The organism is Pseudomonas sp. K8 (assembly GCF_014889455.1).
Taxonomy (GTDB): domain Bacteria; phylum Pseudomonadota; class Gammaproteobacteria; order Pseudomonadales; family Pseudomonadaceae; genus Aquipseudomonas; species Aquipseudomonas veronii.
Map to the genome: position 1 here is coordinate 30,912 of NZ_VJWO01000010.1, position 19,312 is coordinate 50,223.

Consider the following 19,312-nt stretch of genomic DNA (forward strand, 5'->3'; position numbering starts at 1 on the left):
TGTGCAGGGGGGCAGGCGAGGCCTATGATCGCTGTTCGTGCCCTGTGCTGATGGAGTTGCCCGCCATGGATTTGCTCAACCCCGCCTACGTGACGCCCCTGATCTCGCTGGCCCTGCTGTGGACGGTGGCGGTGGTCACGCCCGGGCCCAATTTCTTCAACACCGCGCAACTGGCCGCCAGCTGTTCGCGCCGCCATGGCGTGGTGGCCTCGGCGGGTGTCGCGACTGGGACGATCCTGTGGGGGCTGGCCGGTGGGCTGGGCATAAAGTCGCTGTTTACCGCCGCACCCATGCTGTACCTGGCGTTCAAGATCATCGGTGGCTGCTACCTGATCTACCTGGGGTTGAAGCTGTTCAAACGCTCGGCGCCGGCGATGGGGCAGAGCCGCTTGCCGGACGGGGCTCGGCGCTCGTTGTTTTCCGCCTGGCGCCTGGGGTTGCTGGGCAATCTGTCCAATCCCAAGGCCGCGCTGTTCGTCGCCACCATCTTCGCGTCCACCATGCCGCCGTCGCCATCGCCGATGCTGTTGACCCTGGCGGTGATCATCATGGCCACCTTGTCGTTCAGCTGGTATTCCAGCGTGGCCCTGGTGTTTTCCAGTGCGCGCATGGCCGACCTCTACAGCCGCTCGCGTAAGTGGCTCGACCGTTTTGCCGGGAGTTGCTACATGCTGTTCGGTGTACATCTGGTAGCGAATCGCTGACCGCTCATGGTAAGAAGCCTTACTTTCAACAGTGAGGTCGGGTCATGAGCAAGGTGCGCGTAGGGATTATTTTTGGTGGTCGTTCGGCCGAGCACGAAGTCTCGCTGCAATCGGCGCGCAATATTGTCGATGCCCTCGACCGCTCGCGCTTCGAGCCGGTGCTGATCGGCATCGACAAGGCCGGTCACTGGCACCTTAACGACACCTCGAACTTCCTGATCAACCAGGAAAACCCAGCGCTGATCGCCCTCAACCAGTCCAACCGCGAACTGGCGGTGGTGCCGGGCAAGGCCAGCCAGCAAGTGGTGGAAACCGCCGGCAGCGGCCTGCTCGCGCACATCGATGTGATCTTCCCCATCGTCCACGGCACCCTCGGCGAGGACGGTTGCCTGCAAGGCCTGCTGCGCATGGCCGACCTGCCTTTCGTCGGCTCCGACGTGCTCGGCTCGGCGGTGTGCATGGACAAGGACATCAGCAAACGCTTGCTGCGCGACGCCGGCATTGCCGTCACGCCGTTTATCACCCTCAACCGCAACAACGCGGCGCGCACGTCGTTCGACATGGCGGTGGGCAAGCTCGGCCTGCCGATGTTCGTCAAACCCGCCAACCAAGGCTCTTCGGTGGGCGTGAGCAAAGTGAACGACGAGGCCGAATACCACGCCGCCGTCGAACTGGCCCTGGGCTTTGACGAGAAAGTGCTGGTGGAGTCCGCCGTCCACGGCCGCGAAATTGAATGCGCCGTGCTGGGCAACGAACATCCCATCGCCAGCGGTTGCGGCGAGATCGTGGTGAGCAGCGGCTTCTATTCCTACGACAGCAAGTACATCGACGACCAGGCGGCCCAAGTGGTAGTGCCGGCCGATATCAGCGTGCAAGCCAGCGAGCGGATTCGCCGCCTGGCCGTCGAAGCGTTCGAGGTGTTGGGGTGCGCAGGGCTGGCGCGGGTCGATGTGTTCCTCACCGAGGACGGCGAAGTGCTGATCAACGAAATCAACTCGTTGCCGGGTTTTACCCGGATCAGCATGTACCCCAAGCTGTGGCAGGCGGCGGGGATGAGCTACAGCGAGTTGGTCAGCCGCTTGATTGAACTGGCGTTGGAGCGGCATGCGGGGCGCAAGGGGTTGAAGATCAGCCGATAGTCATCGCCCGGCGCGTCAGTAACGCCATCAGGCGTTACTGAGGACTTCCCGGAAAACGTCCGGTCTTATAGCCGCAATATGCAGCAGCGAACGTGCTGCGCCGGAGGGGGAGCGACGCCCTTGTTCCCACTCTTGAAGGGTTCTTATCGACACCCCCAACAGCTCGGCAAATTTGGCTTGCGACAACCCAGTCTTACTTCTTGCGTCCGCGGCTTGAGTGATTTCAACCTGGTGGACTGCGCCGTAAAGCCCCGCTTTGACATCCTGAATGGCTGCCAGTAATTCTTCGCCGATAGTGCGCTTGGCGTCACGTTCCTTCAGCTGTTTCTCAGTGAGTGGCATGGTTCATGTCCTTCGCGATTTTGTACAGGATATGCGCTGGAATATGCTCGGTAGCGCCCTTGCCGTAAATCGGCAGGGCTACCACCGCTCCACACGACAATTGTGTGGTGTAGGCCTTTGTTAATCAGCTTGTACGAGCAATCCACGAATACAACAACGTCTTCGCCTCTTGCGGTTGATGCGTGCGTCGGCGGTAGCTGGCAAACGTCGGTGATGTGCAATAGGTACACACCTCACTCACTTCAATCTGCTCGCGCCGAATGCCCGCCGCTTGCAGCAGCATCAGCCCATACCCGCTCAAGTCAAACCATGCGCTGCCCGCTTGTCTCGCCTGGGGCGGTGCAATTTCCGGCGTCAGCAGCGGTGCCGGTTGCTCAGCGCTCCATGGCGCCTGGCGGTGTGGCCACAGGTGCCCTTGGTCCGACTGGAACTCGGCAATAAACGCCGCGCTCACCTCATAACAACAGGGCTTGATCGACGGCCCGATTGCCACCTGCAATTGATCGACAGCCACTCCTTCAGCGGCAAAGCGCTGCACGGCGCTGGCGATGATCCCGCGTTGCAGGCCCTTCCAGCCACCATGCACAGCGGCCACCCAGTCACCGTTGTTCGAGGCGAACAGAATGGGCAGGCAGTCGGCGGTGATCACCGCGATCGGGTGGTGATGGCGCGTCAACACGCCATCGGCTTCGACCGTATTGGCCACCCGATCTGCCTGCCATTCCATCACCGACGCACTGTGTATCTGCTTGCAGATGAATACCTCTTCCGGCCGCTGCGGGTCATTGATCGAACAAAAACCGTGGTCGACACCAGGAACGGAACCGAGATTGTTTGCCTTGCGCACTGTGCTGTTCTCCGTGCATTAACGATCAATCGCCCAACGCCTCCCCCTCCCGCCGAGGGTCGGCACCGCCGCTCAGCAGCACCTTGCCCTGCGCATCCCGCGTGCGAACGATGGCCTGGACGCCACTGGTCATCTCGATCTCGCTGAGTGCATGGCCCTTGTCCCTGAGCGCCTGTTTCAACGCCGGGCTGAACAGGCCGGTTTCCAGTTCGGTAGCGCCATTGCGGCTGCCGAAGTTGGGCAGGTTGATTGCGGCTTGCGGGTCGAGTTGCCAGTCGAGCATCGCCACCAGGGACTTGCTCACGTATTCGATGATCTGCGAGCCGCCCGGCGAACCCAGGGCGGCCAGCAACTCACCGCTGTGGCGGTCGAACACCAGGGTCGGCGCCATGGCCGAGCGCGGGCGTTTGCCGGGTTGCACGCGGTTGGCCACCGGCTGGCCGTTTTCTTCGGGAATGAACGAGAAGTCGGTCATCTGGTTGTTGAGCACAAAGCCCTGGACCATCAGGTGCGAGCCAAATGCGGACTCCACCGTGGTGGTCATCGACACGGCGCCACCCTGGTCATCCACCGCCACCACTTGTGAGGTGGAGATGCGCAGCGGCGAGCGGTCCGGGGCATACGCCACTTGAATGCCCGCCGGTTGGCCCGGCTGCGCGATGCCCAGGCTGCGTTCACCGATCAAGGCGGCGCGCTGGGCCAGGTAGTCGGGGGCGACCAGGCCGGCGACCGGCACCGGCACAAAGTCGGCATCGGCTACATACAGGGCGCGGTCGGCAAAGGCCAGGCGCCCGGCTTCGGCGATCAGGTGAACCGCCTCGGGCGTGGGCTCAAGGCCGGCGGGGGAGGCGCTCTTGAGCGGCGTCATGGGCGCGATGGCCAGGCGTGGGTCGCGGGCTTGCAGGGCCTGCAACGTGCCGAGGATCTGCGCGATGGCAATCCCGCCCGACGACGGCGGCGGCATGCCACAGATTTTCCAGCGCTTGTAATCGGTACACAGCGGCGCACGCTCCTTGGCCGCGTAGCCTGCAAGGTCGGCCTCGGACAGGCTGCCCGCGTTGCGGTGGCCCTGCACCTTGCGCGCAATCTCATCGGCGATCGGGCCGTGGTACAGCGCGTCCGGGCCTTCCTCGGCGATGCGCTTGAACACGGCGGCCAGCGCCGGGTTTTTCAATAGGGTGCCGGTGGCTTTGGGCGTGCCATCGGCGTTCAGAAAGTAGGCCGCCATCTCCGGCGACTGTGGGATAAAACGGTCAGCGGCTATCAGGCTGTGCAAGCGCGGCGAGATGGCGAAGCCGTGTTCCGACAGCCGGATCGCCGGCTCGAACAACCGGGCCCAGGGCAGATGCCCGGTCTTTTTGTGCGCCAGCTCCAGCGCTCGCAACACCCCCGGCGTGCCCACCGAACGCCCGCCGATCTGCGCTGTGGTGAACGCCATCGGCTGCCCGTCGGGCTTGAGGAACAAGCGCTCGGTCGCCCCGGCCGGTGCGGTTTCCCGGCCGTCATACGCCTGCACGCGGTTCCCGTCCCACAGCATGATGAACGCGCCGCCGCCAATCCCCGACGACTGCGGCTCCACCAGCGTCAACACCGCCTGCATGGCAATCGCCGCGTCGATTGCCGAACCGCCCTGGCGCAACATCTCGCGCCCGGCTTCGGCCGCCAGCGGGTTGGCCGCTGCCGCCATATGCTGCGCGGCGTGGCGCGGGCTGAGGTCGGCGCGATAGCCCGAGCCCAACTCCGGCGCTGCTGGCGGTTCGTTGACCGGGGAGTGGCAGGCCACCAGGGCCAGGGCTGCGGCAATGACCGTCAGGTGACGGCGGGCAATCGAAAACACGCGCTGAACTCCGTTCATTTTGCGAATGATCTGTCGTTCTTGGGGAGTGTGTTTTACAGGTAGATCGAGCCCTGCATATACAGCACAGCCTTGCCGGAAATAATCACCCGGTCGCCCTTGAGGGCGCAGCGCAACTGGCCCTTGCGCGTGCCGCCCTGTTCGGCGCTCAGGCTTGTCTTGCCCAGGCGCTCGGCCCAGAACGGCGCCAGCGAGGTGTGCGCCGAACCGGTGACAGGGTCTTCATTGACCCCCACATTCGGGCCGAACCAACGGGAAATGAAATCGAACCGCGCACTCTTGGCCGTCACCGCAATCCCGCGTTTGGGCAGGCCCTTGAGCCGGGCGAAATCCGGGGTGAGCGCGGCGACCTGGGCTTCGTCGTCGAGCAACACGATGTAGTCATCGGTGCCGAACACCTCGGCGCGTTCAATCCCCAGCGCGCTCAACATTCCGGCAGGCGGCTCGCACGCCTGTGGCGCTTTCGCCGGGAAATCCATCGCCAGTTCATCGCCCTCGCGGGTTACCCGGAGCTCGCCGCTGCGCGTTGCAAACCGCAGCACGTCAGGCGCATCCGCCAACGCATTGATCAACACCCACGCCGCTGCAAGCGTGGCATGGCCGCACAGGTCGACTTCGACGGTCGGGGTGAACCAGCGCAACTCATAAAAATCGTCACGGGGTACGAAGTAGGCGGTTTCGGACAGGTTGTTTTCGGCGGCGATGTTTTGCAGTTGCGCGTCGCTCAGCCACTCGGTCAGCGGGCACACCGCAGCGGGGTTGCCGCCGAAAGGGTGTTGGCTGAAGGCGTCGACTTGGTAGATGTCCAGTTTCACCGTGGTGTACTCCATGTGCGAGGGGAGGCTGGACACTAACAGCGGGCTGCGGGGAGCGTCAAAATACAGATGGGCTGTTTTTTTGCGCGCATGCAGGATGCCGCGAGGGACGCGGCAGGGCTTTTTCGATGTTGCGGAAAAAAATGCCCCGGCAGGCTGGGGCATTTTCAGCTCGCGGTGTTACATGCTCCGAGGTTATTTCTCCGCGCGGTTTTGCTGGCCGCCTGCCCCGCCCCGACCAGGACGGCCAGCAGGGTCAGCTGGTAAAACGCACGTCGGCACCGGTGTCGTCCTGTTGGGCGTACAGGTCGGTCCAGCTGGCGAACAGGCTGCCGGTGCTGTAGTACTTGGTGCCGTTGGCGACCCATTGCTCGCCCTGGCTGCTGATGCGGGTAATCACCTGGCCGATCTTCACGTCAGCGACTTCGGTCCAGGTATTACCGACCAGTTCCCCGGCCACAAACCGCTCGAACCAGGCATTCTGTGGGCTGAATGCCTGGGCGTTGAGGCGGTGTTCGGGTCAGATACGGAAACTGCCCACCAGATGCTTCAAGCGTGCCGCCTGCTGTTCCAGGTCGGCGCAGGCGCGCAGGGTCGATTGCAGGTTTTCCACGCCTTCCTGATTGAGCGTGTTGATCTCGGTGATGTCCATGTTGATCGACTCCACCACCGAGGTCTGCTCCTCGGTGGCAGTGGCGACTGACTGGTTCATCCCATCGATTTCGCCGATGCGCTGGGTCACGCTGTTCAAGCGTTCGCCGACCTGGTTGGCGATCTCTACGCTGTCGAGGCTGTGGCGCTGGCTTTCGCCCATGGTGTTGACCGAATCCCGGGCGCCGACTTGCAGCTCCTCGATCATCGTTTGCACCTGTTGCGCCGACTCCTGGGTGCGGTGCGCCAGGTTGCGCACTTCATCGGCCACCACGGCAAACCCACGCCCGGCGTCACCCGCCCGGGCGGCTTCGATGGCCGCGTTGAGCGCCAGCAGGTTGGTTTGCTGGGAGATGCTGGTGATTACTTCGAGAATCTGCCCGATATTCACCGTTTTGCTGTTCAGCGACTCGATATTCCTACTCGACGCGCTGAGCATTTCCGACAGCTGATTCATTGCACCGATGTTGCGTTCCACCACTTGCTGACCCTGCTCGGCCATCCCGCGCGCGTCGCTGGCCTGGTGCGAGGCCTCAGCCGCATTACGGGCTATTTCCTGAGCCGCGGCCCCCAGTTCGTTGATGGCGGCGGCCACACTGTTGGTTCGGCTAGCCTGTTCGTCGGAGTTGAGCATGGATGAGTTGGAGGCGCTGACCACGCGCATTGCCACTTCGTTGACGTGCTCGGTCGCCGACGAGACCTCTCGGATCGAAGTGTGAATACGTTCGACAAAACGGTTGAACGCATTGCCCAGCATGCCGAACTCGTCATGCGTGTGGATGACCAGGCGTTTGGTGAGGTCACCTTCGCCTTGGGCAATGTCCTCCATGGCGCGGGTCATCGCGTGCAGCGGTTGGAGCAATACGCGGATCAGCAGGCTCAGCAGGACGATGATGATGACCACCGCAACGATGGTGGCAATCACCGCCGAATAGCGGAACTTGCTCAGCGTCGCGTAAGCCTTGTCTTTATCGATAGACAGGCCGATGTACCAGTTGGCCGAAGGGAGACCTTTGATCGGTGCGAAGGTCAGCAAGCGGGCTTGCCCGTTGACCTGGACCTCGGTCAGCTCGCCGGAAAGTTTCGGTGTGTGTGTAGGGTACAAATCCGAAAGCGACTTCATGACCAGCGCTTTGTCCGGATGGACCAGGATCTTGCCCTGATCGTTGACCAGGAACGCATACCCCATGCCGCCAAAGTTCAACGAGTTGATGATTTCCACCAGGCCATCCAGCGCCAGATCGCCGCCGACCACACCGATGTTGCTGGAAACCTTGCTGATGACACCAATGACCATCTTGTTGGTGGCCATATCGATATAAGGCTCAGTCAGCATGGCGCCGCTGGCGTTCATACCGTCCTTGTACCAAGCCCGGGAGCGCGGGTCATAGCCATCGGGCATCTTGGTGTCCGGACGAATGCTGAAGCTGCCGTCGACCTTGCCTAGATAGTCGGTGAGAAAACTTGAGGTCAGGACGCTTTCATCCATCAGCGTCTCGGCATTGGCAGGCTCCCTGGCAATGTTCTGCGCCAGGTTCGTCACCAGATTGATCCGCCCCTCCAGCAGGTTGCGAATATTGGTGGAGGTCGACTCACCCATTTCAGCCAAATAGTTTTCCAGGCTGGTGCGGGTGGCATTGCGCTGTAGATAGTCGTTGTACAGCGTGAACAGGGTGAAGGCGAGCATCACTATCAGCGACACGGCCAAAAGAATTTTATGACTGAAACGAAGGCTTTTATTCATGGCGTATTGAGTTCGCTAGGTCTTTTGCAGGGACTGTGGAAGCGTATCGGCTGGAGCCTGGTAAACCTTGAGATGCGAAGAGCCTGTTTACTGCGACGGAGGAAGGTAAAGGAGGCAAGGAGCGACCGCCAGAAACAACGAAGCCCGCAGGAGGCGGGCTTCTTGAGGGGCGTCATAGACTGCTGCACAGCGGCGGGCGATTTCCGCTCATTCGGTCTTTAATCGATGCTCAGGGTCTTTCCAGCGGCTCAGGTATGAAGCCTTGCTCCCTGAGGGACTTGATTACACCTCGAATGAGATAGTTGTTGGAAAAACCGATCGTGTACTGCCTCGCGCCGGCGTTCAGCGGTAGAAGCATCCCTTGGTCCACCAGCTTTTTGATCAGGTAAGTCCGTTGATTGCTCGACTGCTGTGGGAGTACGGCTGCTACATCTGCCGATTTTACGACCTTCAGTTTTATTGCGGCCAACAGCACCGCTTCCTCTACCTCCGTGATCCATTTTCGTTCCCGTGCGAAGGCCACGGCAGGCACGAGTATGCATTTGGTCAGGTATGCGTAGTCTGTGAGGCGATCGACTTTCTCCAGCGCCTCACGAACCCCTTCCAGCACGTAGGTACACCACGCCTCCAGTCCGTCCTTTGTTCCTTTGTCGGCGGTGGCAAGCATTGCGTAATAGCGCTCACGATCGTTGCAGAATACGGCCGTAGGATTCAGGACACGGCCGCCGGCGTTGACGTTGAAACCATACTTGATCAGGAGTGCGTAGGTTAGCAGCCTGACCACGCGGCCATTGCCATTGCCGAATGGATGTATCCATCCAAATCTATGGTGAGCGAGCGCAACCTTCATGAGGTCGTATTTCGGGGGAGCTTCGTGATTCACGAATGCGACAAGTTCCTGCATATACGCTTGAACGTGGATGAAGTCAGGAGGCTGGTGATCAGACTGAGATATTCTGACCTCTCCACTGCGATAGGCTCCGGGCGTTTTGTCGCCCTCACGCACCAGATCGTCGACGGTCATCGCGTGCAGCTCTCGAATCATCTGCTCGGTCAGCGCTGCGCCGGGCGCCATGATCCGCTCAATGTAGTCCATCGCCTTTTCAATATTGGCCACCTCGCGCAACGGGTCCGTGTCCTGGGCCTTACCTTCGACCTTGCTGTCTATATAGTCCGCCAACGTCGTGTGGTTGCCTTCTATGCGGGCAGAACCGAGGCTTTCCAGTGCATGGAAAAGCGATTTGAGTTGGTAGAACACCTGCGGCGGCGTATCACCTTCAAGCCTTAGGCGACGCAGATGCTCCAGTTCGCTCAGTACATCGACAAGGTCCGAGTCAAAGGATGGATTGAGAAGCTCAAGGTCGTGATGGATAAATGTAGGCATATGGAAAGATATCTCAAGCCGGCCGAAAGGTTATCTTGAAAAAAATCAGGGAAGCTACCGTAATTAAGGGTGTTTGCTTGGAGTGCGCTAAACATTATCTTGAATTCAGGCTTAAGCTAACTCAAAAATGAGCAATGATTAAGTGAGAAATCTCGATGGTTAGCGGAGGGCATGGCGAGGATGTGCTTTCGGCAGGTCTGAATGATGGGGCCTTTGAGCGTCATGAGTCGCCGCCAGGCCTTCAAGGTCAGCAGCAAGGGCTGACCTTGGTATTGCAGGTGCTGGAAACTGCTACGGAAATAGCCGTTAGTTTGACGATGGCGGGAAGTCGATATCGGTAGCGGCGATGTTGTTCAAATAGTTGGTCAGGGTTAACAGCGTGATCTGTGCCACCACCTCCACGATCTTGCTATCGGTAAGACCGGCGTTGTGCGCTGCGGTGATCTGGGCATCACTCAATTGTCCGCGGCTTTCGGTGATTTGATGCGCCAGAGCCGCGACCGCGCTGAGTGTGCCCATGCGTGCTTTGCCAACGGCCTCCTCGCTCAAGCCAGCCTTGGCCCCAAAGAATGCATGTGCGGCCACGCAGTAGTCGCAACCGTTGACCTCTGACGCAGCGAGGGCAACGACCTCACGCTCAACGGCACTCAGTGAGGTTTTACCCAAGGCCTGAGCGAGGCTCTGGTAACCACTCAATGCGGCCGGGGAGTGAGCCAGGGTTTTAAATACGTTGGGAATAAACCCAAGACCTTTTTGGATACCTTCAAGGGCAGCGCGCGAGCCAGCAGGGGCTTGGTCCAGCGAGAGAGCAGCGATACGAGTCATGGTAATTCTCCAGTAGATTGATTAGCCGGCTTGTCGATCAAGCCTGGTGTCAATATTAGGGAGGCAGACTTTCCTTTCGGATTCAGATCGTCGAACTTATGCAACAGATCGTCTAAATTTGAGCGAGCTATGGACCGATTATCGACACTGCTTAAACACTTCAATCTGCACGCGTCCACGTTTCACCAGGGTGGTTTTTGCGGAACAACCAACCTCTATGGGCAGGGCCGTTTCGGGCATGCACATTTACTGCGTTCGGGACGCCTGGCCCTAAGGGACAAGCGCGGCCAGCTCATTGAGTTGACGGAACCCAGCCTGATTCTGGCGGTGCGCCCGCAGGAGCATCAGTTGCTGGCGATCGAAGCAGATGAAGCGGAGTTGGTCTGTGCAACCTTGCAATTTGATGGCGGGGCGAACAATCCCCTGACTCTGGCTTTACCGGACTTCATCATCAAGCCACTTCGTGAATTGCAGGGGCTGAGTGGCACCCTCGACTGGCTATTTGAAGAAGCCTTCGGCGACGAGTGTGGCCGTGATGTCATCCTCAATCGTCTGTTCGAGCTGATGGTGATTCAGCTGCTTCGCCACCTCATCGCCAGTCGTAGCATTGCGTCAGGGATGATGGCCGGATTGGCTAATGCTCAGCTGTCCCGCGCGCTTGTAGGCATCCACAACGAACCACAGCGCAATTGGTCCGTGGCGCAATTGGCGGATCGCTCAGGTATGTCACGCGCCAGCTTTGCTGCGCACTTTCGCGAGACGGTGGGTAGTACCCCGGCAGATTATCTGGCGAACTGGCGAATCAGCTTGACGCAGAAACGCCTGCGTGAAGGGCGCCCCATCGCGTTGATTGCCGATGAGGTTGGCTATGAAAGTCCGTCTGCGTTAGCCCGTACTTTTCGGCGCAAAGTTGGTGCAAGCCCGAAGGAATGGCTCCAGCACACTAAGGGATGACGTCTAACCGATTGGTGGCGCAATCGCAGGAATGATCACGGTCCTGGGCTCAGTGTGGAAACCCTCACAGGTGTGCCCGGAGAAAATCGATGAACGCCATCGTCCGCGCTGAATGTCGCCGCTCACGACTGAACACGGCGCTTACAGGCAGCGCGGTGTTCTGATAATCGTTGAGCACGCTACGAACGTTGCCTTGTTCGACGTCAGCTGCGAACAGCCATTCTGGAGAAAGAGAAATGCCCAGGCCGCAGAGGACCATTTCACGGATGGCATCGCTGCTGTTGCTGGTGACGTTGCCTTTGATAGCCACATCGAACTCTCCTGCACCGTGCTTGAAGTGCCAGGTGTCATAGTGCTCCAGCAACGTGAAACCGATGCAGTTGTGGCCTGTCAGTTCATCGGGCTCGCGTGGCAGACCGTGTAGATCCAGATAGGCGGGCGCGGCATAAACCCGCCGCGTGCTGGTACCCAGAGACATTGCCACCAATCCCTCGCTCTTGACCGTCCCGATCCGGATCGCAAGGTCGATGTTTTCCTTGAGCAGGTCTTCATTGTAATCGCTCAGCCGCAGGTCAATCCGGACCTCGGGATAGCGCTGCAGAAAAGTCCCTACCAGCGGCGCTATGCACAACCTCCCGTAACTGACCGGTGCCGTTACTCTCAGGGGACCTGCGATCTGCTCCTGGCCGCAGGCAAAGCTAAGCGTGGCGGTTTCGAGGTGGCCGAGAATTTCTTGGCAGTGGCTGTAGAAGCGTTGGCCCTGGTCGGTCAGGGCCAGGTGCCGGGTGCTGCGGGCGAACAATGGCCCGCCCAGATACTGCTCCAGTGCGCGGACTTGCTTGCTCACTGCCGGCTGCCCCATGTTCAGCTCTCGAGCTACCGCAGAAAACGACCCGCGCTCCACGACGCGTACAAAGATGTGCATGTTGTCGAACAGGTCCATCGGCAATTTGGCCTCTTTGTGGAATAAGTCATATGCAAATTCAGTTTCTTATCGGAACAATGAAAGCGCGGCAACCTGTAAGCGTCCATTCAATCATAGGGTTTGCGTCATGAATCACACCATGCTTGCCGCTATCGCCGAATCTGCCCAGGTCCCTCTGACCGTCCGCCACATCGCTCGCCCTGTTCCAGGTAAAGGGCAGGTCCTGATCAGGGTTCACGCCGCGGGGGTCAATCCTCTCGATACCAAGATCGCGATCGGCGCAGGCGCCCACGCCCGTCAGGCGCTGCCGGCAGTACTCGGCCTGGACCTGGCCGGAAGGGTCATCGAACTGGGCGAGGCGGTTGAAGGATTCACCCCTGGCCAGGAAGTCTTCGGTATGGCCGGCGGGATCGGCGGCGCCCAGGGCACCATGGCCGAGTACATTGCCGTGGATGCGCGTCTGATCGCGTTAAAGCCGCAGAGACTCGACATGCGTGAGGCGGCCGCATTGCCTTTGGTATTCATCACAGCGTGGGAAGGGTTGGTGGATCGCGCCAATGTCCGTGCAGGTCAACGTGTGCTGATTCATGGCGGTGCAGGCGGGGTCGGCCAAGTGGCTGTGCAACTGGCAAAGGCTCGCGGTGCCGAAGTCTATGCCACCGGTTCGGCGGCGAGTCTCGACTTCATTCGCTCACTGGGTGCAAGGGCTATTGACTACCGTGCGCAGAGCGTAGATGACTATGTCGAGCAGCATACGGCGGGGGAAGGTTTCGACATCGTCTACGACACGGTGGGAGGCAGCACCCTGGATGCGGCGTTCAAGGCAGTGAAGCCTTATACCGGGCACGTACTGAGCTGCCTGGGTTGGGGGCAGCACAGCCTCGCGCCGCTGTCGTTTAAAAGCGCAACCTACTCGGGCGTATTTACTCTGACGCCGTTGCTCACAGGCAAGGGGCGCGAAAACCACGGGGCTATCCTGCGCGAGGCCGCCGCGCTGGCAAATGCCGGGCAACTGACGATCCGGATAGATCAGCAGCCATTTGGACTGAATGAAGTCAACGAAGCGTTTCGCCAGGTCGCGGAAGGCCGCGGCAAGGGCAAGACGGTAATCCATTTGGTGAGCGAATAGTCCCCAACGACTTCAACGGTGTGCAGCCCTCCGTGAATGGTTCATACCGCATTACGCACTCACATTTTCCGGTCTTAAAAATGCCTTTATTTTGTCATGTTCCTGCAATGAACCCATGCGAGTTTGGTCGCCGGAAAATAGGACGCAACCGAGTGTTTCAGTGCGCTAATACGCTGTTTTAAATATGGAAAATTGATTTTAATGTCGATGTTTTGTCAGAGCATGGATAAGTCTGAGAGTGGTGGGGGCGGGTGCAAAATCCCATCCAATGTATTGACGAAGATTCTGTCGCAAACAGCCGCGGCCACGCTGCGCATTTCCATCGACGAAGAACCGTGTCAATTGGCGTATGAGCGGTTTCTGGAGGGGATCGCCCAAGCGCTGAAGCGGCCTTCGACTGTCTCGACAACTCACGCTGTGGCCCACGTGTCATGAAGGTGGTGACCTCAGGCTCGGCCTACCTGGACATCGACGCGTATGCTTGTTGCATTGCGTACGCCGAGCTGTTGAATCTCCAGGGCGTTGATGCTCGGGCCGTCAGTAGCGCCCCGCTCAATGCCAGCATCTCCAAGACCGTGCTCGGATGGCAATCCTCTCTGGACGATTATCTGCCGAGGGCGGGTGATGAGTTCGTGTTGGTGGACGTCTCCGACTACCAACATTTCGACCCGGCGGTGGTGCTTGAACAGGTGGTGGAGGTCATTGACCATCACCCAGGCTTTGAAAACTATTGGGCACAGAAGCTCGGATCTGCGGCAGACATCCTGCCGATCGGCGCAGCGGCGACTCTGATTTTTCAGCGTTGGGAGTCGGCAGAGCTGTTGCCGCTGATCAGCAAAAAAAGTGCGGTGTTACTGGCCACGGCGATTCTGGACAACACCCTGAATTTCACCGGGCAGTTGACCACCCAATCGGATATTCGGGCTTATGAAGTCCTCGCACAGCGGGCGAAACTGGAAGCGGACTGGCCCGAGCGGTATTTCGCCGAGTGCCAAGCCACTATCGAGTCGGACCTGATTGGCGCATTGGCGGTGGATATGAAGCGGCTGAAAGCCGATAGCAACCTGCCGCAGGTTTTTGCGCAGATGGCGGTGTGGGATGCCAGTGCGCTGATCCGAACGCATCGTTCAACGATCGGTCACTGGTTGGCGGCGCAGGGGGGCGACTGGCTGTTGAACGTCATCAGCATCCGCGAGTGCAGAAGCTACTTTCTGGCTGAGCCCTTGGTCAGTCAACAAAAGTTGAGCCAATTGCTGTCGATCGAATGGCATGCCGGAATGGCTGTGCTTGAGCGCGCGCTGCTACGTAAGGAACTGTTGAAGTTGGGGTTGGAGCGCATCTCGGTTATGAGTAAACCCCCTCTGGTTTTGTAGCCATGTCGAAGGGTTGTTTCTGGCTGTTTTCTGCCTGTCGTAACTGATTGAATCCACCGTCAAAAGACGTCATTCAAAGGTGTTTGGGAACTAGGGGCTATTAGGGGAAGGGGACGGAAGGAGCCACGCTCCTTCCGCGGGTTCAGCTAATCAGTTCGTACCAATGTAGGGGTCCCATTGGATGAAACGTGTCGATGGCCGAAGCCCTCCAGAGGTCACCTTGACCTGGATCTGGTAGGTGGTCTGAGACGATGCGTTGCGAGCCAGGCCCACCCAATAGTTACCCGCGGCACCGACTTGCATCGGGTAGCCATCGCTGCCGAACACACTGCCCTGGGAAATTTGGAAGCCGGTGATGGACACCGTGTCGCCAGCGTTCGGATCGATCGGAACCACCTCGAAGCCGAGGTAGTCCCCGATGTTGCAGTGGGTGCGCAGTTCCAGCGTTCCTTCGCCGCTGCTGTCATTGCTCAGACGATTGTCGAACATGTACACACCGGTGGAAATGTTCCCGCCACCAGTGCCGAGTACATATGCGGTATCGATGGCAATGGTGATTGCGGTTTGCGGATTGGCGATGCCGGCTAGCACCTGCGAATCAGCCGTCCACACCTGGGCAGTACTTTTTTGGCCACTCATTGTCGTGCTCCTTCCTTAGGCAGAGACAGTCACGCTGGGGTTGAGCTTCACGGTGATACCGGAGCCGCCCGCCACCTGTACGTTGAGGGATACCGGGTAGGACGCGGTACCTGCGTTCTGCACGGTGCCGGTGTACGCGCTCGCGTTATCCGAAGCGGTTTGCGGCTGGCCACTGAAGCCCCAGGCGCTCGAGTTACCGAAGGCGGCAATGGAGACCTGCGAGGTCGACTTGGGATTGATCAGGAACACTTGCCAGCAGACATTGCTGCCTTTGGACGCAGCAGTATTCAGGTTGGCGGTGCCTTCGTGGGTGGTGCCAGCAGAGATACGGTTATCGACCAGATAGACCCCAGCGGTGGAGCCATTGGTCACTGCATTGTCGTCGACCCAGATTTGCACCTGGACGTCACAACTGGTGGTAGGAATTGCCATGAGAGAACTCCTTGTAAGGTTTCGACGCAAGCGTCGGGCATGCCCTATGTCGACCCCACACGCTTACCTGCAGGCGTGGTGCCGAACCACCTTGAGCCTTGTGGTCGCGAGGACCTTGGCAAAGCATCTCGGTCAGGCGAGTGGGAGGATAGACAAAGCAAATAAAGGCAACTTGCCATTACGCTATTAGCAGTAGAGCCATTCGAAATAACTGCCGCGACAGCAGCCTCAAATCGCCTTGGGACGGCTTGGCGAAACCGCGGAATACAAGGTTCTCGAGATTGCAGGCATGGCAACCTCAATGCCGAAACGGCTGGCGATGACCTTGCGCCCGCTCCTCGGTGGGTCAGTGCATGGCTGTCTAGGTTCTGGGTTATTCACTGGGGATTGATGGCTAACTTCTGTCGGTCGCGACAGGTAGAAATAGGCCGATTGTGTTGAAAAAGACGGTTTTCCCAAAACACTCGAATATTGATGGATGAAACACCTCTGTTGCACGCTGCTACGCGAAATTCGAGTACTGAACCTTCTGCCAAAAGTTCAGATTTCAATCTCAGGCGCGTACCTTTCTGGCGTGGAATTCGAAGCCGTCTTTTTCAACAGAATCGGTCGAAAGCGGTCACTTGCAAGCGTTCGCTTCTGGCCCAGAGTGTGTAAAAACGCTTCGTCAAAATTGAAGTGTGCGCGTCTACGTTAAATCTGAAATTTATCGGCACGTCAGCAGATGTGGATTTCGCGTAGAAGCGCGACTTTCAGTCCGGTTTTGAGTACCTGCCGCGCTCAAAAACGTTTTTACACAGCCTCGGCCAGAAGCAGACGCTGAAAGGCGCTGCGTTCGACCAGTACTGCCTTTACTTCGAGCTGCAAATTGGGCGTCGCTTTGCGAGCACGGGCGTAGCGCGGTGAAACTAGAACCCACGGACCGCCCGTAATAAAGCGCCCGTAAGTGGCTCAGCGCGCCCAACTTCGTAAGTCGATTCAGCTTCCCCCTTTACCCATGCCGCCACCCATACCACCGCCTGCGCCGCCGCCCATGCCGCCGCCCATGCCGCGCGCGGGTGGTTCTTCCGGCAACGTCACACCCCGTTCTTTGGCTCGCTCACGCATCTGTTCATGGTGCTGGACGCGAATCTGCTCGCGCTCTTGTTGAGTGGTGGCTTGGCGCATGCGGTTGCGGTATTCCAGGCGTTCTTGCTGGGTCATGATCTGCGAGCCGAAGACCTGCTCGCTGCTACCGGCCGCGCCCTGGACGTCGGAGGACTGCGCCAACGCTGCACCGGATAGTAGGGCCATTGAAAGGCCGATGGCGAATTTGATGCTTTTCATGGGTATCTCCTCGTCTGAATATTACCGGCGACGCATCAACGCTCGTGCTCTTCGTCGTCGGGGTGGTGCGATGATTCCTCATCGCTGGGCTGGTCGCCCATGTACTTCGGTCCCTTACCGCAGCTAGCGAACTCAGGTTGTGCTTGCGATCAGCATTGTCGATGCGACCGCCGGCGAGGGTGCGAGCGTTGTAGTAGTCGTCGCTGTCGTAGGACGCAGGCGGCCGATCTCGCTGGCACCCCCCAGGTATGCTTCATCGTGCTCGTAGCGGGTGGGCTCGCGTTGCAACTCCGGCCCGGCAGCGCCGGGGACATAGCGATCCTCATGATCGCGGGTGTGGCGTACGCCCCCGAATACTTGCGTTTGCTCGGTCAACTCGCGGGTACCGTCGAGGCCTAACCAGAAGTCCTCCACGTCTTCGGAATCGGCGTCCTGATAGCGGTCGAGGTCGGCGCCGAGATCCACGCTCAGTTCGTGCCGTTCCCAGTCCGATTGCAGTAGCAGCGACGGTGACAGGGTGAAGATGGTGTCTTCGGTTTCATCGGTACGCTGGGCGTAGATGTTGTCGTCGCGGGTCGCTGAAAGCACGACCTGAGGAAGTGCGACGAAAGTGCCGATAGGCAGGCCAGGAAATTCGCGCGTGTCGGCCTTCTTCAGCGTGGCGCTGATAGGAGCCGCGCTGGCTGGCGTGATCGAACCTAAGCCGAGCACAGCCATCGCAAGTACAAGTTCACGGTCCATCGAGCACGCTCCCAATCCATACGACAAATAGATGGTTTCGCACGATGAGCAACCATCGCCGACGCTCCACAGGAGCTGGTACATCGCTTAACGTCGATTACCGTTATCTGCAACGTACTCGTAATTACTGCAATAAGATTGATGTAAATCATGCGCGACACACTGCCTGGGTTAGCTGTTGGTCAGCGCAGCGACTAATAGCGTCCGCCTAGTGGTGGCAGTGCGGTTGGATTTGGTTTCTCTACGGGGCGGAACCGTTGCGTCCGCCGCGTCCGCACATGGCCGAGGCTGTGTAAAAACGTTTTCGATCCGCGGAGGCGGACGAAAACAGCCCAAAAATCGCGTCCCTACGCAAATTTTAGGTCTACTTACCAAACGAGCGACGGCAGATTTCACGTAGCACCGCTGACTTCAAAGTGACGGATGCGTTTTTACACAGCCTGGGCCAGGAGCAGACATTCGAGACAGGCTAGCTATGGGCCATTTTCGGAGTTTGTTGATGGGGCTGGGGGGCTCCCTTGTCTCATTCTCCAAGGTCCCTCTCTAGGAGCCCTCATACGCCAGTCGTCGCTTCGGCGTAGCTAGGCTGGCTGATAACGCCCTTTTTTCAGCGCAAAAGTGCCAGCGTGAAAGTGGCTGCACAAACAGCAGCCATCCTATACCAGGCCCGGTCGGCTTATTGCCCGGCCTGGCTGACAGGGGTAACGCTGCGGGTGTGATAATCGCCCGACGAGTCCTGGATGCAGTAATTCGGGGACATCGGTTTTTCCTCGCCGGCTTTCAACTCAACCACCTCATTGCGGCACGTTGTCTGGAATGTTTGCGACTGGAATGCCTGCCGGACTTCATAGTCGGCGCCTGCGCGTGGCACGAAACTGACGGGTGCTGATGAGCAACTGGACCCGGACGTGACGAACGCCACAAACACGATCAGCGGCTGCCCGGCCGGGACCACACGTTCATCGAAGTACCTGCGCGTCTCATCGATCTTCGCGCTGACCGGGGAGGCCGGCATGCCGATGACATTGTTCTGGTAGTCGGAAGGCCACATGCCGAAGATATCCGTGCTCTGACCGCTGGGCACGATACGCGAAGGATTCCATCCTTGCGGCCGCTCGCGGGCGGCCAGCGCTTTTCTGTAAGTGTCGTTGAAATACTGCTCGCAACTTTGGCCGGATACGAAACCTGCGTATGCCCCTTGCCCGCTGATCAGGCGGATGCGCGCCGTACTGGCGGGGTCGTACTTGGCCATCTCGGCCGGGTTCTGGACATCGGTTTTCTTGAAGGTGCAGCCGCCGACAGCCAACGGCACGATGAGCAACAGCCCCAGGCGTGCGATGACAGTGCCCAAGCCGGTATGAATTGATGAGCGCTTGCTGGCGTCCTGCTTCATTATTTTCTCCCTGTTAGTGGCGCAACCTTGGTGATGGCGGGGTTTGGGCAGGCGTTTGCTTTCAAAGTTCGCGGGTTCGCATTGGATTGGATTG

18 protein-coding genes and 2 pseudogenes are annotated in these 19,312 nt (G+C 59.2%); 5 read left to right on the forward strand and 15 right to left on the reverse strand.

Translation table 11 applies throughout. The annotated features are described in order from the left end of the window. Positions 1-65 precede the first annotated feature (65 nt). Together INT12_RS09830 and ddlA are read left to right on the forward strand one after the other, a co-directional pair. The gene (locus INT12_RS09830) at positions 66-704 is read left to right on the forward strand and encodes a LysE family transporter (protein WP_017844487.1); all 639 of its coding nucleotides are present in this window, start codon (positions 66-68) and stop codon (positions 702-704) included. Between the two features lie 44 nt (positions 705-748). After that, positions 749-1,843: a D-alanine--D-alanine ligase gene (ddlA, locus tag INT12_RS09835; protein WP_017844486.1), complete on the forward strand. Its 1,095-nt coding sequence runs from the start codon at positions 749-751 to the stop codon at positions 1,841-1,843. Between the two features lie 27 nt (positions 1,844-1,870). On the opposite strand, the gene INT12_RS09840 is transcribed toward ddlA, so the two are convergent. The 9 genes and pseudogenes from INT12_RS09840 to INT12_RS09875 form a co-directional block, all read right to left on the reverse strand. Continuing rightward, positions 1,871-2,185, reverse strand: a complete 315-nt coding sequence (locus tag INT12_RS09840) for a helix-turn-helix domain-containing protein (RefSeq protein ID WP_046487461.1) — start codon at positions 2,183-2,185, stop codon at positions 1,871-1,873. 124 nt (positions 2,186-2,309) lie between these two features. Beyond that, entirely contained in the window at positions 2,310-3,032 is a 723-nt protein-coding gene (gene pgeF / locus INT12_RS09845; RefSeq protein ID WP_057005643.1) for a peptidoglycan editing factor PgeF, read from the reverse strand. A 25-nt stretch (positions 3,033-3,057) separates the two neighbouring features. Next, positions 3,058-4,887, reverse strand: coding sequence for a gamma-glutamyltransferase (ggt, locus tag INT12_RS09850; protein ID WP_193040220.1), 1,830 nt, complete (start codon positions 4,885-4,887; stop codon positions 3,058-3,060). A gap of 35 nt (positions 4,888-4,922) precedes the next feature. Further along, a complete protein-coding gene (locus INT12_RS09855) occupies positions 4,923-5,702 on the reverse strand; it encodes a PhzF family phenazine biosynthesis protein (RefSeq protein ID WP_017844482.1) in 780 nt (259 codons plus the stop codon). A gap of 271 nt (positions 5,703-5,973) precedes the next feature. Further along, positions 5,974-6,219 (reverse strand): annotated as a pseudogene (locus INT12_RS09860) (monooxygenase); the annotation flags it as partial. A gap of 3 nt (positions 6,220-6,222) precedes the next feature. After that, complete coding sequence (locus INT12_RS31935) at positions 6,223-7,017, reverse strand: methyl-accepting chemotaxis protein (protein ID WP_413469015.1); 795 nt, start codon at positions 7,015-7,017, stop codon at positions 6,223-6,225. A 63-nt stretch (positions 7,018-7,080) separates the two neighbouring features. Next, positions 7,081-8,097 (reverse strand): annotated as a pseudogene (locus INT12_RS31940) (cache domain-containing protein); the annotation flags it as partial. A gap of 229 nt (positions 8,098-8,326) precedes the next feature. Then, positions 8,327-9,481, reverse strand: coding sequence for a Fic family protein (locus INT12_RS09870; RefSeq protein WP_193040830.1), 1,155 nt, complete (start codon positions 9,479-9,481; stop codon positions 8,327-8,329). Positions 9,482-9,787: 306 nt separating this feature from the next. Further along, on the reverse strand, positions 9,788-10,306 hold the full coding sequence (locus tag INT12_RS09875) for a carboxymuconolactone decarboxylase family protein (RefSeq protein ID WP_017844477.1): 519 nt from the start codon (positions 10,304-10,306) through the stop codon (positions 9,788-9,790). Between the two features lie 129 nt (positions 10,307-10,435). On the opposite strand from INT12_RS09875, the gene INT12_RS09880 reads away from it, so the two are divergent. Then, on the forward strand, positions 10,436-11,260 hold the full coding sequence (locus INT12_RS09880; protein WP_017844476.1) for an AraC family transcriptional regulator: 825 nt from the start codon (positions 10,436-10,438) through the stop codon (positions 11,258-11,260). A 64-nt stretch (positions 11,261-11,324) separates the two neighbouring features. Here INT12_RS09880 and INT12_RS09885 read toward each other — a convergent pair whose 3' ends face one another. Further along, a complete protein-coding gene (locus tag INT12_RS09885) occupies positions 11,325-12,203 on the reverse strand; it encodes a LysR family transcriptional regulator (protein ID WP_193040831.1) in 879 nt (292 codons plus the stop codon). Between the two features lie 109 nt (positions 12,204-12,312). Here INT12_RS09885 and INT12_RS09890 point away from each other — a divergent pair, with 109 nt between their 5' ends. Together INT12_RS09890 and INT12_RS09895 are read left to right on the forward strand one after the other, a co-directional pair. Next, positions 12,313-13,314 (forward strand): zinc-dependent alcohol dehydrogenase family protein, encoded by a 1,002-nt coding sequence (locus INT12_RS09890; protein WP_193040832.1) that lies wholly within the window; start codon positions 12,313-12,315, stop codon positions 13,312-13,314. Between the two features lie 431 nt (positions 13,315-13,745). Then, a complete protein-coding gene (locus INT12_RS09895) occupies positions 13,746-14,687 on the forward strand; it encodes a DHH family phosphoesterase (protein ID WP_046384788.1) in 942 nt (313 codons plus the stop codon). A gap of 150 nt (positions 14,688-14,837) precedes the next feature. On the opposite strand, the gene INT12_RS09900 is transcribed toward INT12_RS09895, so the two are convergent. The 5 genes from INT12_RS09900 to INT12_RS09920 all read right to left on the reverse strand — a co-directional run bounded on the left by INT12_RS09900 (position 14,838) and on the right by INT12_RS09920 (position 19,218). Then, a complete protein-coding gene (locus INT12_RS09900) occupies positions 14,838-15,326 on the reverse strand; it encodes a hypothetical protein (protein ID WP_017844471.1) in 489 nt (162 codons plus the stop codon). A gap of 15 nt (positions 15,327-15,341) precedes the next feature. Next, positions 15,342-15,758, reverse strand: coding sequence for a hypothetical protein (locus tag INT12_RS09905; RefSeq protein WP_017844470.1), 417 nt, complete (start codon positions 15,756-15,758; stop codon positions 15,342-15,344). Between the two features lie 978 nt (positions 15,759-16,736). Continuing rightward, complete coding sequence (locus INT12_RS09910; RefSeq protein ID WP_193040833.1) at positions 16,737-17,084, reverse strand: hypothetical protein; 348 nt, start codon at positions 17,082-17,084, stop codon at positions 16,737-16,739. 132 nt (positions 17,085-17,216) lie between these two features. Continuing rightward, a complete protein-coding gene (locus tag INT12_RS09915) occupies positions 17,217-17,825 on the reverse strand; it encodes an outer membrane beta-barrel protein (RefSeq protein WP_158243618.1) in 609 nt (202 codons plus the stop codon). 676 nt (positions 17,826-18,501) lie between these two features. Beyond that, the gene (locus tag INT12_RS09920) at positions 18,502-19,218 is read right to left on the reverse strand and encodes a hypothetical protein (protein WP_017844467.1); all 717 of its coding nucleotides are present in this window, start codon (positions 19,216-19,218) and stop codon (positions 18,502-18,504) included. Positions 19,219-19,312: the final 94 nt, after the last annotated feature.